A 12,558-nucleotide genomic window follows, 5' to 3' on the forward strand; every position below is an offset into this window, starting at 1 on the left:
GCGGGCAAGCTATCCAGGGAGAAGGGTTCACTCATTTACTTTTTGCCGTGGGTCATCACGTCGCTTGTTTCCAGATCGTGCTCGATCTTCTCGAGCACCTGCGGCGAGCGCTTCTTGAGCATCAACAGCCAGACTGCACCAACCAGCATATACGCAACGAACAGATACGGCAGGATGTTATACGGATAATCGGGCACCGGATACACGCTGCCGATCACCGCGCCGACCATCGCCAGTGCGCCAAGCACGCCCCACACGACGTTGCTCGTCTTGAGCTCGCCCTGCTTCTTCAGATACACCGGTGCCGCGATGGCGACCAGGAAATACACAACCAGGAAGCCGAAGGTCGCAAACGTACTGGTATAGCCGAAGGTGTTGAGCGGACCCGTGCCCAGCATCGCGATACACACTACAAAGGTCACGATGGAGGAAAACGCAACGGCCAGGTACGGCGTCTGGTGCGTGCGGTGCACCATGCCCATCGAGCGGTGCACGAATTGATAACGGCCCATCGAATACAGCAGGCGGCTTGAAGAGTTGATGCATGCAAGCACGCACGAGAACGCGCTGACCGAGGCAATCAGATAAAACACCGGACCGAGCGGCGAGGCGCCGACGCTCGTGAGCAAGGTGCTGAGCACGGCCGAATCGCCGCCGAGCTTGGCTGCATCGTCGTGGTAGGCGATCGTCATCGAATACGCCACAAACATGAAAAACAAGCCCGACAGGATCACGCACCAGACCACCGCGCGCGGAATGACGCGCAGCGGGTTCCTGGTTTCCTGGCCGAGCGAGGCCGCGCTTTCGAAACCCACATACGAGAAGATACCGAGCACCATGCCCTGTGCCATGCCCTTCCCGCTCACGCCCTGCAGCCCCAGTTGCGTATGGTCGATGATATGGTCCGGATGCAGTGCGAGCACATAGATCAGCACGCCGCCCACGATCACCACCGAAGCGGCTTCGATTGCCAGCGACAGACGCGAGGAGAGTTTCACGTCACGCGCCGAGAAGAACCAGGCGAGGCCGACAAAGACCGTGTAGACCGCCCACGACGGGATATTGACACCCCAGGCCGTAAAAGCGTTCTGCACGAACACGACGCCTGCGGCGCCAACCCCCATTGCCGTGCCCACGTAAGCCGCGATCAGCCCCCAGCCGGCAATGCCACCCGCCATTGGCCCAAGCGCGCGCGAGATATAGATAAAGAACGAACCCGCCGAGGCGATCCGGCTCGAGAGCGCGATGATGCTCATGCTCACCAGCAGCAGTCCGAGCGTCGAGAGACCATAAATCAACCATGTCCCCGCACCGGCCAGCGCCGCGATCGCGGTCACGTTGATCGATGGCGTGAAAGTCGGCGAAAGGTTCGCGATGGATTGGCCGATGACCTCGGGAAAACCTAACGTACCGGCACGTAGACCGCCGGATGGTGCTGGTGTTGCTTGCGTGGTGCTTTGCGGAGTGCTCATGTCGGGCTCCTGATAGATTAATGAATCAAGGTTGAATGCACTCAACTTTTCCACAGTCAAAAAACTCAAAACAACTCAATTCATCTGTTCCATCCGGGAATCCAGGAAGTACCCGCAAGCGGAATGCGCGCCATGGCCGCCGCCTCAACCGTCAACGCGACCAGATCCTCCGGTTCGAGGTGATGGACGTTCTGCTTGCCGCACGCTCGCGCGATCGTCGTCAGTTCCATGTTCAGCGTCTTGAGGTAGTTGCGCACGCGGCGTGAACCTTCTTCGGGCTGCACACGCTGCTCGAGCACCGCGTCCTGGGTGGTCACGCCGACCGGGCACTTGCCCGTGTGGCAGTGATGGCAGAAACCCGGCGACGTGTTCAGCGCTGCGTAGTCCGCCGCGGCCGAATGCAGCGCGCCGTTCTGAAAGTACGTATCGCTGTTGCAACCGAGCGCCATCAACATGCCCTGCCCGATCGCGACCGCATCGGCGCCCATCGCGAGCGCCTTCGCTACGTCCGCGCCGGAGCGAATCCCGCCCGACACGATCAACTGCACCGTGCCCTTCATATTCAGATCTTCAAGTGCGTCCACAGCCTGACGGACGGCAGCCAGCGTCGGAATGCCCACGTTCTCGATGAAGCACGTCTGGGTGGCTGCCGTGCCGCCCTGCATACCGTCGATCACCACCACGTCCGCGCCCGCATGCACCGCGAGCTTGACGTCGTTGAACGTGCGCGTCGCGCCGACTTTCACGTAGATCGGCTTTTCCCAATCCGTAATCTCTCGCAGTTCCTGGATCTTGATTGCCAGATCGTCGGGGCCGGTCCAGTCCGGGTGACGGCTCGCCGAGCGCTGATCAACGCCGGCCGGCAAGGTGCGCATCGAGGCGACGCGCGGATTGACCTTCTGCCCGAGCAGCATGCCGCCGCCGCCCGGTTTCGCGCCCTGCCCGATCACAATTTCGATCGCATCGGCGCGACGCACGTCGTCCGGGTTGAAGCCATAACGCGACGGCAGGCACTGATAGACAAGCGTCTTCGAGGAGCGGCGTTCTTCCTGCGTCATGCCGCCGTCACCGGTGGTGGTCGAGGTGCCCATCGCGGTCGCGGCCTGGCCGAGCGCTTCTTTTACGTTCGCGGACAGCGCGCCGAAGCTCATGCCTGCAATGGTGATCGGAATGTCGAGCACCACCGGCTTTTTAGCGAAGCGCGTGCCGAGCACGGTCTGTGTCGCGCACTTCTCGCGATACCCCTCGAGCGGATAGCGCGACAGCGACGCGCCCAGAAACAGCAGATCGTCGAAATGTGGCACGCGGCGTTTCGCGCCCAGACCGCGAATTTCGTAGAGGCCGCGCTGTGCGGCGGTATGGATGTAATCGATCGTCTTGCGGTCATAGCCTTGCGACTCTTCCTGCTGCAAACGGGCGAAATGGATAGGTTTGGCTTCCATGGGGATCTTCTCGATGAACTGGGTGTTCGGTTCGGTTGCGGGTTCAGCCGGCGCTCAATATTCCTGGTCTGCGTCGGCGTTCCAGTGGTAGAGCGTGCGTGCCGATGCAATGCGCTTGAACGAGCGCGGGTCATGATCGAGGCCTGCGGCGTCGAGCAACGCGCCGACTGCTGTCACGTCCGCGTCGGTCATCGGCTCGTACTGCGCATCCGCCCCAAGCGACTTCACTTCGCCGCGTACATACAGTACGGCTTCGTACAGTGAGTCGCCCAATGCATCGCCCGCATCGCCGCAGATCACCATGCGGCCGGCCTGCGCCATGAATGCCGAGAAGCTGCCTACCGAACCGCCGACCACGATGTCGCCACCCTTGAGCGAAATTCCGCAGCGCAAGCCCGCGTCGCCGTCGATCACGAGCAGGCCGCCATGTGCCGAAGCCCCCGCGCCGTTCGACGCGAAGCCCTTCACGTGGACCTTGCCGCTCATCATGTTTTCCGCGACGCCAGTGCCGGCACTGCCTTCCACGACGATCGTCGCGAGCTGGTTCATGCCGCCCACGTAATACCCGGCGTGTCCTTGCACCGTGACGGTCACGTGCGCGTTAACGCCCACGGCGATGTTGTGGGCGCCGTTCGGCGACGTGATGTCGACATTCACGCCCTCGAGCGCTTCTTTCGAACCATGCAGGTACTGGTTCAGCTCGCGTACCGGCGACCCCTCAAGGTCAAACTTCATGCTTTCCATACATACATCTCCTCGGGTGCGGGTTCGAATACCCTGGCGTTCCTGATGTCCGGCAGGTGTGCGAGTGAGCGGAACTCGGAAGCGATCGCGACGTAGTCGTCGTTCTCGGCGACCACTGCGGGTTTGCACGCGAACGGGTCGCGAATCAGTGCGAGTTCGGTCGAGGTGCCCATCAGGAACGTGTAGAAACCGTCTAGTTCCTCGAAGCCTTTCTGCAAGGCGACCGGCAGTTCGTCGCCTTCACGCAGCCGCCATTCGAGAAAGCGGCACGCGGCTTCCGTATCGTTGTCCGTCTCGAAGCGGATACCTTCCGGTTCCAGCTTGCGGCGTACGCCATGCGCGTTCGACAGCGAGCCGTTGTGCACGAGGCAAAAGTCTTCGCCGGCCGTGAACGGGTGCGCGCGATCCGGCGTTACCGCCGATTCAGTCGCCATCCGCGTATGGCCAACGAGATGCGAGCCGGTCAGCTTCGAGAAGCCGTAACGTTGCGCGACTTCGGCGGGCGAGCCAATATCCTTGTAGAGATCGATCGAGCGTCCGGTGGACAGCAGAAAAAGCTTCGGAAAACGCTCCTTAAGCCACGCTTTCACTGCTTCGACATTGCCGTTCACGTTGAGCACCGCGTGATTGCCCTTCGCCGCGACGTGCGCCTTCACGTCGATCGCGCCATTGAGCGCATCGAGCAACGCGTTCCAGTTGAAGTCGTTGCCGGCTTCCGTAAAGCCCGCGTAAAGGCTCAGCTTGCGCTGACTTTCGTCGACCGCGCCGCCGAACACGGCGAGTCCGGCGGAGTCCGGGCCCCGTTCAGTCATGCCGATCAGCATCGGCACCATCAACTGACCGAGTTGCGCGCGCAATGCCGGTGTCTTGACCAGCAGGCCTACAATTCCACACATAGTCTTACCCCCTTAGAAGAATTCCAGATAGCTTTTCATTTCCCAGTCCGAGACATGGCGCATGTACTCGAGCCATTCCATTCGTTTGACCTTGATAAACTCGTCGGCAACCGGACCCAGTGCGTCGCAGATCAGGCGATCGCTTTCGAGCGCGTCGAGCGCCTGCTCCAGGTTCTGCGGCAGGATGCCGATCTGGTGCTCGCGCAACTTCGCGGGCGACCACTCGTAGAGGTTTTCATTGGCCGGTGCACCCGGCGACAATTCACGCTCGACGCCATCGAGTCCCGCCGCGATCACCGCGGCCGTCGCGAGGTATGGATTGCATGCGCCATCGGGCAGACGCAGTTCGATGCGCTCGCCCGGCATGCGCACCATCGTCGAGCGATTGTTGTCGCCATAGCTGATGTAGGCCGGCGCCCACGTCGCGCCCGTCAAGGAGCGGCCTACGACGAGGCGCTTGTACGAGTTGACGGTGGGGTTGCATAGCGCGGCAAGCGCGGGCGCATGCGCGAGCAAACCAGCGGTGAACTGATAGCCGAGGGTAGAGAGCCCCATGCCCAGTTTGTCGCTTTTGTCCGAGAACAGGTTGCGCTCGCCGTCACCGATCGACATATGCATGTGCATGCCGTTGCCCGGACGGTTCGCGAAGGGTTTCGGCATGAAGGAGCAGATCATGCCCAGCTCGTTCGCAATCTCGGAGGCGGCCATCTTGAAGAACACGTAGTGATCGCACGAGGTCAGGCAATCGGTATACGTGTAGTTGATTTCGAACTGACCGTTGGCGTCTTCGTGATCGATCTGATAGACGTCGATGCCGACCGAGCGCATCGATTCGGTGAGCTTTTCCAGGAAGACGCGCGTGCGCGACAGTCCCTTGTAGTCGTAGCACGGCTTGGCGAGCGTATCGCTCGGGTCGCACGGTTCAATCGTGCCCGTCGCCGAGCGCCTGAGCAGCGAGAACTCCGGCTCCAGTCCGGTAAATAGCGTCCAGCCGCGTTGCGTCATGCGCGTAACCTGCTTCTTCAGCGTGACGCGCGAGTCGTGTGCCCACGGTTTTCCGTCGACGTGACCGTCGCAGACGATTCGCGCCAGGCCGTCCTGCCAGGGCACTGGTGTGAGAGTCGACAGATCGCCCACCGCCATGTAGTCCGGACCGTTCGGCTCTATGCCCACACCCCAGATCGCGAAGCCCGCAAAGCCGGCGCCCGTCTTCAGCACACCCTTGAGGTGCGCAACCGGGACCGACTTGGCCTTCGCAACCCCGTGAATATCCACGAATTGCGCCAGCACGTACTTCACGCCATGTTGCGTGAAGTAGTCCTGCGCCTCTTCAGCCGAGCTAAAGCGGGGCACGCTACCCAACTCGTTTACCGGCAGCTTGCTCGCATCGTTCAGGTTCATCGTCACTCCTTGCACCACCATCGCTGGCTGATTGACGAGTCATGCCCCATTGCACGACCCCGCTGCGAGCCTGTTCGCAGCATCAATATGAATTTATTACTGTGCAACAATAGTTCCCCCTGAGAAACACTCAGGGCGCAATGCGGCCCTGCTTATCTGCTACCCTCATGTCTTTCAACGAGGTTCAAACATGCAAAACGGCGAAGACAGCAAAACCTCGCTCGAACGCTATCTGGGCGCGACAATCCGCGAACTTCGCCAGCGCCACGGACTGACCATCGCCCAGGTGTCGGAGCAGGCTGGGATCAGCCGCGGCATGCTCTCGAAGATCGAGAACGCCCAGACTTCCACTGGACTCGACGTGCTCAACCGGATCGCCAACGCGCTCGGTGTGTCAATGTCCACGCTGTTCCGCCGCTTCGACGTACCTGAAGGCGGCGCCCAGCTCGTGAAGAAGGGCGAAGGCATGGAGGTGGTCCGTAAGGGCACCAGACGCGGCCACACCTATCACCTGCTTGCTTACGACCAAGGCCCCAAAAAACTGTTTGAGCCGTTCCTGATCACCATGGACGACGAATCGGAGATCTTCCCGGTCTTCGAACATCAGGGCACCGAGTTCATCCACATGCTCAAGGGTGTCATCGAGTACCGCCATGGCCAGCAAACCTACATCCTGCATCCCGGCGACACCATCACCTTCCAGGCCGACGTGCCACATGGTCCCGAGCGGCTGATCAAAACGCCGATCCAGTTCCTGTCCATCTTCCTCTACGGCCAGGATGACCGGGACTGATACGCCTTCGTCCACTCACCGCGACTTCTTATGCAACCTCCGTGCCATGATTACTAACAGGAACATAAGATTCATGCTGGGAAACGCATTGGCCGGACCAACTCCATAAATACGTCACTTCCGGAAACGCCCACCGCGTCAAAGCAGTGCGGCTTACACACTGGTGCGGTGCCTCGCTGCACAGGAACGGCACCTCGGGTTCAGACCCATCAACAGCTTTACTTATACAAAGACAAATCGGTCAAAGACCCTCAAGTGCATCCAGCGCGCCGCCCACCATGCGCTGCAGCGTGGGTTGAAGCGCCGCCGCGCGGGCGTCGTGGGCGCGTCTTCGCTCATATAGATACACTGACACATTTCGAGCTGGAGCGCGTGAATGCCACGCTCGGGATCGCCATAGTGACGCGTGATGTAACCGCCCTTGAAGCGGCCATTCGCGACCCATGTGTAGGTGCTGGCCGCAGCAGCGCGTGCCACGGCGCTTTGCACGAGCGCGTTTGCCGTGCGACCGTCTTGCGTACCCAGATTGAGATCCGGCAACTTCGCCTTGAAGAGGCGCGGCAATACACTTGTGATCGAATGCGCTTCCCACAGCAGCACGTTTGGATGCTTTTCGCGCAGCCTCGCCAGTTCCGTCTGCAATGCCGAATGATACGGCTGCCAGTAGGTCGAGACGCGCCGTTGCTTCTCTGCATGGTCAGGCTCCGACCTTGGCTGATAAACCGCTTCGCCCCGGAACGTTTCGGTCGGACAGAGGCCTGTCGTCGTTTGGCCGGGGTACAGGCTCTCGTCGTTCGGAGGCCGGTTCAGATCGATCACGTAGCGCGAAATACGTGCGCCCAGCACAGTCGCGCCCAGCGCTTTCGCAAAGTCGTAGAGGCGGTCGAGATGCCAATCGGTGTCCGCCACCGTCAGTGCCACCTCCGAATACACATGCTTCAACGACGACGGAATCTCCGTGCCGAGATGCGGAATCGAAATCAGCAACGGCCCATCGCCACGATGCAGGTGGTAAATCTCGCTCATCGTTCACTCCTTTAAATACGTGCTCAGCGCAGGGCGTCGTCGGGTAGATGCGGCAGTACGCGGGCCAGCGCTGGCCGGATGCTGTGATCGAGCACGCTACGCGTGAGCTCGATGATCTCCGACGCAAAGTCGTCCCATTCGCCCTGACGATGCAGCAGGAAAAAATCACGACGCCCGAGACGGCTATCGGGCAATGGCAATACGGCGATCTCGTCAAGATAGTGACGCGCTTGCCACAAACAAAGTGGCGTCGAAATCGCAAATCCGAGCCGGGCGACCACCAGACTCAATAGCGGATCGGTCGCATCGAATTCATAGCGTCGCGCGCTCTCTATGCCAAGGTGCCGCGCGAACCGCTCGACCTGCTGACCGATCACGGAGCGCGCCGTATAGCGGATCAGTGGCAATTCCAGCGCAAGCGTGCGCCAGTCGACGTTCTTGCGCTGCTTGAGATAAGGGCGCGCTACGACGGCCACGAATGCTTCCGAGAACAGCGGTACTTCGACGATTCGTGCGTCGTTCAGAGGGGTCTGCGTGCAGATCGCCACGTCGAGTTCACGGTCATGTAACTGTTTGCTGAGGCCTGGCGTCAGGCCGGACCAGAGAGAAATCTGCCGCGCCGAGCCCGATACTGCGCGGATGAGCTCGGGCCCTACCGTGGCCGCGAACGAATCCACACAGCCGAGCCGCACCGGCAGTTTCCCTGCATGCGACGCGTCTCCAACGCGCGTGCTCACCATCTGCGCATGCTCGATCAACGGACCGGCCAGTTCCAGCAACGCGCGCCCGGCGATATTGGGGCGCGGCGGCCGGCTTTCCCTATCGAACAGCTCGACGCCCTGATCGCGCTCCAGCGCGCCGATGGCCTGGCTGATCGCGCTCTGGCTCACGCCCAGTTGCTTCGCCGCGCCCGTCATGGACCCGGCTTCGCAGACGGCGATAAAAGCCTGCAACGCGCGCAGGTCGATGGGAGGTTGAGTTCGTCTCATGAAAAACTCCGCTGGTTGTCGCCTTTGGCTTCTCGCCCTCTTGCCCACTTACCCTCTTGCCACGGAAGAGCCTGCATGATGCTTTTTTTCTTCCGGCACCCGAAGAGCATGAGCAATCCACGGTCTGAACCATAAGTTTGCCTAATACAAAAGTCCCGTGGGTTTTCGGCTGTCTAGAATCGGCTCCATCTTCAACGCAGAGGTTCACATGAGCCATTACGATTTTGTTGTGATCGGAGCCGGTGTAATTGGAGCCTCGGTGGCCCATCATCTGGCCGCGCTCGGCGCGAAAAGCGTGCTTGTTCTCGAGCGCAGCACCATTGGTGCGGGCACGACGTCGCAGTCGTCCGGTCTGTTGCGCACCCATTATTCGGTGAAACAGAACGTCGAACTGGCCCGCTCGTCGTGGTGGGCGTTCAACAATTTCGCCGAATACGTCGGCGATGACGAAGCATCATGCGGTCTCGTCAAGTGCGGTTACATGATCTGTGCGCCGGACGGCGACAAGATCGAGCCGTTGCACGCGTCGTTGACCACGCAGCAGGACATGGGCATCGAAGTCCAGTTGCTCGACAGGTCCGAGGCGCGTGAACGCCTGCCGATCGCTCAGTTCGATAACGCCGCGTTGATCGGCTACGAGCCGGAAGCGGGCTTCGCGGACGCATATCTGGTGGCAACCAGTTTCGCTCGCGCCGCGCGCCGGCAGGGCGTCAGGATCATGGAAGGCGTAAGCGTCACCGGCGTGCTGCGCGAGGGCCGCAAGGTGGTCGGCGTCGAGACGACGGCGGGTTCGTTCAGTTGCGGCACACTGATCAGCACGCAGAACATCTGGACACCGGAGATCGCCAGTTGGCTTGACGTGGATCTGCCGGTAAAGCCTGAACGTCATACGGTGCTCGCGCTGGAATGCGATGCGGCCGCCTATTCCTTCAAGATGCCCGCGTTCAAAGATCTCAGTTCGGCCGGCATGCTGTATTACCGCAGCTATGGCGGCAGTCAGATGCTGGTGTCCGAAGGCGTGGTCGGCGAGACGTTGAATGCCCCCGAGACCGAGCAAGGTGATATTTCGCTCGATTACGTCGGCGAAGTCGGCGCGCAAGTGGCCGAGCGCTTTCCCGCTTATGAGGCCGCCGGTCTCGCGTCGTCGTGGACCGGTGTGTACGACGTCACGCCCGACTGGAATCCGGTACTCGGCTCCGTTGGCGATATCGAGGGCCTCGTCGTCGGGTTCGGCTTCTCCGGCCACGGATTCAAGCTGTCGCCGGGCGTCGGCAAGATCCTCGCGCAGCATGCACTTGGGCTGCCCACTGACGTCTCGCTGGCCCCCTACGCGTTGAGCCGGTTCGCGAGCGGTGCGCTGCTCGTCGGCAAATACGGCGCAGGCGCCGTGTCCTGATCAGGAGCCTGTCCACATGACCATTCGAATTCTCGTTCCCGTCAAACGGGTCGTCGATGCCAACGTGCGCGTGCGGGTCAGCGCAAGCGGCGCGATCGACACGACCGGTTTGAAGATGTCGCTCAATCCCTTCGACGAATGCGCGGTCGAACAGGCGCTGCAACTCCGGGAGGCAGGCGTGGCCGCCCAGGTGACGGTCGTGACGTGCGGCCAGTCCACGAGCCAGGACGTGTTGCGCACCGCCCTCGCCATGGGCGCCGACGACGCGGCGCTGATCGATACCGGCGCCGCCAGCGCCCGGCTGGACTCGCTGGCCGTCGCGCGCTTGCTGCGCGCGTACATGGCGACAAGCGACTTCGGCCTCGTGCTATGCGGCAAGCAGGCGATCGACAACGACATTGGCGGCGTCGCCGCCATGCTTGCGGCACTGCTTGGCTGGCCGCAGGCCCTGAACGCAAGCGCGTTGTCCGCACATGGCGCCCACTGGCGGGTGACGTGCGGCGATGACGGTGGCACATCGACGTGGGAACTGGACGGTCCAAGCGTCGTCAGCGCGGACCTGCGTCTGGTCGAGCCACGTCGCGTCACGCTGCCGAGCATCGTCAAGGCGAAGCAGAAGCCGCTTGTGACGATCGACGGCGGATCGCTCGGTGTCGATCTGACACCGGGCACGACAATCGACGAATTGCGCAATCCGCCCGTGCGCGAAGCCGGCATCAAGGTCGCGAATACGGCTGGGCTGCTGGATGCGCTCGCCGCGCAACACCTGTTCAACAACCTGGGAGCACGGACATGAGAAGCCTTGTGGTAGGGGAATGGGAACACGACGCGCTCGCGGAATCGACGCGGCGCGCGGTCACTGCGGCGCTCCAACGTGGCTTTCCGGTTGACGTCATGGTGCCCGCAGCAGGTGCCGAGGCTGCGTCCGGCATTGCCGGGGTGGAACGCGTGCTCGTTATCGCAGGTGATGCGGCGCATGCCCAGGTGCCCGAAACGCTCGGCAGTCAGCTTCAGGCCGTCTCTGACGATTACACGCTGATCGTCGCGAGTCACCGCAATCTCGGCCGCAGCGCGTTGCCGCGCGCCGCTGCGCTGACCGATGGCGCGTTTCTCGCGGACGTGACCGGTATCGACGCGCAAGGCAGCTTCACGCGTGGTCTTTACGCAGGCAGCGTGATCGCGAAAGTATCGGTCACAGCGCGCGTGACGTTTGCCACGATACGCACATCCTCTTTCGTTGCGGCGGAGCCATCAGGCGGCGCTGCAACGATTGTGGAAACGAAACCGGCGGCCGCGTTCGAGAAAACGAGGTTGCTGGAGCGCCAGGCATCCGGACAATCCCGACGCGATCTGGGCACGGCGCGTGTTGTCGTTGCCGGCGGCCGTGGGATGGCGTCGAAAGACAACATGGACCGGCTCGGCGGTCTCGCTGAACGCGTAGGCGCGGCGCTCGGCGCGTCGCGCGCCGCCGTGGATGCAGGCTATGCGCCGAACGCTGTGCAAGTGGGACAGACGGGCAAAACGGTCGCACCGGATCTGTACTTCGCGTTCGGCATCTCCGGCGCGATCCAGCATCTGGCCGGCATGAAAGACTCGAAGGTGATCGTCGCGGTGAACAAGGACCCGGATGCGCCCATCTTTTCGGTGGCGGATTACGGCATTGTCGGTGATCTGTTCGATGTGTTGGGTGAACTGGAAGCCCACGTCAGTGCAAAGGCGGCGTGATGAAACTCGACCCTCTCAACCCCGTTTCGCGCGATACCGGCGAAGGGCTGCGTCATCTGAAAACGCAGCGCGTCGAAGAAACCCTGCCGTCAGTCCGCTTTCTCGACTGCACGTCGGTTGCGCCCGAACCATGGGCCAACGGCGGCGGCACCACCCGCACCCTCGCCCGTGGCACGAACCCTGCTGGTATAGCGGATTGGCGTGTGAGTCTGGCGGACCTCAAGGGCGCGGCGCGGTTTTCGCAATTCACCGGCTTCGATCGAACGATGCTGGTGATCGGTGACGGCGCAGTCGATCTGCACTCGCAAGATGGACAGTTGCTCGCACAGATGGGGCAGCCCGTGCACTTTTCCGGTGACCTGCATGTCTGGATCAGCTTGCCAACGAAACCCGTCCAGGTACTGAACGTGATGACGCGCCGGGAAGCGTGCCGCGCGAGTGTTAGCGTCGCGACGAATGCGCTGAGGATCACACCAGCCAGCGTACAACTGTTAATCAGCCTGTCCGGTCAATGGACCGCGTCGAGCGCGTTGCTGAAGAACGTCAAGTTGCCCGCCATGCACGGCATCTGGATCGAAGGTCGCAGCGAAGAGCTGGATCTACACCACGTTGGGCCCGGCGCGAAACTGGTATCAATTGCGATCGAACCAGTCGATCCATCCCCCGTGCAATAA

The 12,558-nt window shown here is 61.7% G+C and carries 12 protein-coding genes; 5 read left to right on the top strand and 7 right to left on the bottom strand.

Going from position 1 to position 12,558, the window contains the following annotated elements; all coding sequences use genetic code 11:
- Positions 1 to 35: 35 nt before the first annotated feature.
- The 5 genes from EVC45_RS26395 to glnT form a co-directional block, all read right to left on the bottom strand.
- Positions 36 to 1,472, bottom strand: coding sequence for an APC family permease (locus EVC45_RS26395; protein WP_129961161.1), 1,437 nt, complete (start codon positions 1,470 to 1,472; stop codon positions 36 to 38).
- A gap of 80 nt (positions 1,473 to 1,552) precedes the next feature.
- On the bottom strand, positions 1,553 to 2,914 hold the full coding sequence (locus EVC45_RS26400; RefSeq protein WP_129961162.1) for an FMN-binding glutamate synthase family protein: 1,362 nt from the start codon (positions 2,912 to 2,914) through the stop codon (positions 1,553 to 1,555).
- 54 nt (positions 2,915 to 2,968) lie between these two features.
- Positions 2,969 to 3,658: a protein glxC gene (locus EVC45_RS26405; RefSeq protein WP_129961163.1), complete on the bottom strand. Its 690-nt coding sequence runs from the start codon at positions 3,656 to 3,658 to the stop codon at positions 2,969 to 2,971.
- Positions 3,646 to 4,554, bottom strand: coding sequence for a glutamine amidotransferase family protein (locus EVC45_RS26410; protein WP_129961164.1), 909 nt, complete (start codon positions 4,552 to 4,554; stop codon positions 3,646 to 3,648). The genes EVC45_RS26405 and EVC45_RS26410 overlap by 13 nt, the downstream gene beginning before the upstream one ends.
- Positions 4,555 to 4,566: 12 nt before the next feature.
- On the bottom strand, positions 4,567 to 5,955 hold the full coding sequence (glnT, locus tag EVC45_RS26415; RefSeq protein WP_211193479.1) for a type III glutamate--ammonia ligase: 1,389 nt from the start codon (positions 5,953 to 5,955) through the stop codon (positions 4,567 to 4,569).
- A 190-nt stretch (positions 5,956 to 6,145) separates the two neighbouring features.
- Here glnT and EVC45_RS26420 point away from each other — a divergent pair, with 190 nt between their 5' ends.
- Positions 6,146 to 6,748: a helix-turn-helix domain-containing protein gene (locus EVC45_RS26420; protein ID WP_129961165.1), complete on the top strand. Its 603-nt coding sequence runs from the start codon at positions 6,146 to 6,148 to the stop codon at positions 6,746 to 6,748.
- Between the two features lie 222 nt (positions 6,749 to 6,970).
- On the opposite strand, the gene hutG is transcribed toward EVC45_RS26420, so the two are convergent.
- A complete protein-coding gene (gene hutG, locus EVC45_RS26425; RefSeq protein WP_373683066.1) occupies positions 6,971 to 7,774 on the bottom strand; it encodes an N-formylglutamate deformylase in 804 nt (267 codons plus the stop codon).
- Between the two features lie 23 nt (positions 7,775 to 7,797).
- A complete protein-coding gene (locus EVC45_RS26430; protein WP_129961166.1) occupies positions 7,798 to 8,763 on the bottom strand; it encodes a LysR family transcriptional regulator in 966 nt (321 codons plus the stop codon).
- A gap of 208 nt (positions 8,764 to 8,971) precedes the next feature.
- On the opposite strand from EVC45_RS26430, the gene EVC45_RS26435 reads away from it, so the two are divergent.
- The 4 genes from EVC45_RS26435 to EVC45_RS26450 are packed head-to-tail and all read left to right on the top strand — an operon-like array spanning position 8,972 to position 12,558.
- Complete coding sequence (locus EVC45_RS26435) at positions 8,972 to 10,159, top strand: FAD-binding oxidoreductase (RefSeq protein WP_129961167.1); 1,188 nt, start codon at positions 8,972 to 8,974, stop codon at positions 10,157 to 10,159.
- 22 nt (positions 10,160 to 10,181) lie between these two features.
- Positions 10,182 to 10,955: an electron transfer flavoprotein subunit beta/FixA family protein gene (locus EVC45_RS26440; protein WP_129961218.1), complete on the top strand. Its 774-nt coding sequence runs from the start codon at positions 10,182 to 10,184 to the stop codon at positions 10,953 to 10,955.
- Complete coding sequence (locus EVC45_RS26445) at positions 10,952 to 11,884, top strand: electron transfer flavoprotein subunit alpha/FixB family protein (protein WP_129961168.1); 933 nt, start codon at positions 10,952 to 10,954, stop codon at positions 11,882 to 11,884. Before EVC45_RS26440 ends, EVC45_RS26445 begins: the two co-directional genes overlap by 4 nt.
- Positions 11,884 to 12,558, top strand: a complete 675-nt coding sequence (locus EVC45_RS26450; RefSeq protein WP_129961169.1) for a HutD family protein — start codon at positions 11,884 to 11,886, stop codon at positions 12,556 to 12,558. The genes EVC45_RS26445 and EVC45_RS26450 overlap by 1 nt, the downstream gene beginning before the upstream one ends.

Source organism: Paraburkholderia sp. UYCP14C (assembly GCF_004197395.1).
Taxonomy (GTDB): Bacteria; Pseudomonadota; Gammaproteobacteria; order Burkholderiales; family Burkholderiaceae; genus Paraburkholderia.

Excerpts from the sequence above, each read along its gene's own strand:
- EVC45_RS26395 (WP_129961161.1), bottom strand. The coding sequence starts at position 1,472 with ATGAGCACTCCGCAAAGCACCACGCAAGCAACACCAGCACCATCCGGC.
- EVC45_RS26400 (WP_129961162.1), bottom strand. The coding sequence starts at position 2,914 with ATGGAAGCCAAACCTATCCATTTCGCCCGTTTGCAGCAGGAAGAGTCG.
- EVC45_RS26405 (WP_129961163.1), bottom strand. The coding sequence starts at position 3,658 with ATGGAAAGCATGAAGTTTGACCTTGAGGGGTCGCCGGTACGCGAGCTG.
- EVC45_RS26410 (WP_129961164.1), bottom strand. The coding sequence starts at position 4,554 with ATGTGTGGAATTGTAGGCCTGCTGGTCAAGACACCGGCATTGCGCGCG.
- glnT (WP_211193479.1), bottom strand. The coding sequence starts at position 5,955 with ATGAACCTGAACGATGCGAGCAAGCTGCCGGTAAACGAGTTGGGTAGC.
- EVC45_RS26420 (WP_129961165.1), top strand. The coding sequence starts at position 6,146 with ATGCAAAACGGCGAAGACAGCAAAACCTCGCTCGAACGCTATCTGGGC.
- hutG (WP_373683066.1), bottom strand. The coding sequence starts at position 7,774 with ATGAGCGAGATTTACCACCTGCATCGTGGCGATGGGCCGTTGCTGATT.
- EVC45_RS26430 (WP_129961166.1), bottom strand. The coding sequence starts at position 8,763 with ATGAGACGAACTCAACCTCCCATCGACCTGCGCGCGTTGCAGGCTTTT.
- EVC45_RS26435 (WP_129961167.1), top strand. The coding sequence starts at position 8,972 with ATGAGCCATTACGATTTTGTTGTGATCGGAGCCGGTGTAATTGGAGCC.
- EVC45_RS26445 (WP_129961168.1), top strand. The coding sequence starts at position 10,952 with ATGAGAAGCCTTGTGGTAGGGGAATGGGAACACGACGCGCTCGCGGAA.
- EVC45_RS26450 (WP_129961169.1), top strand. The coding sequence starts at position 11,884 with ATGAAACTCGACCCTCTCAACCCCGTTTCGCGCGATACCGGCGAAGGG.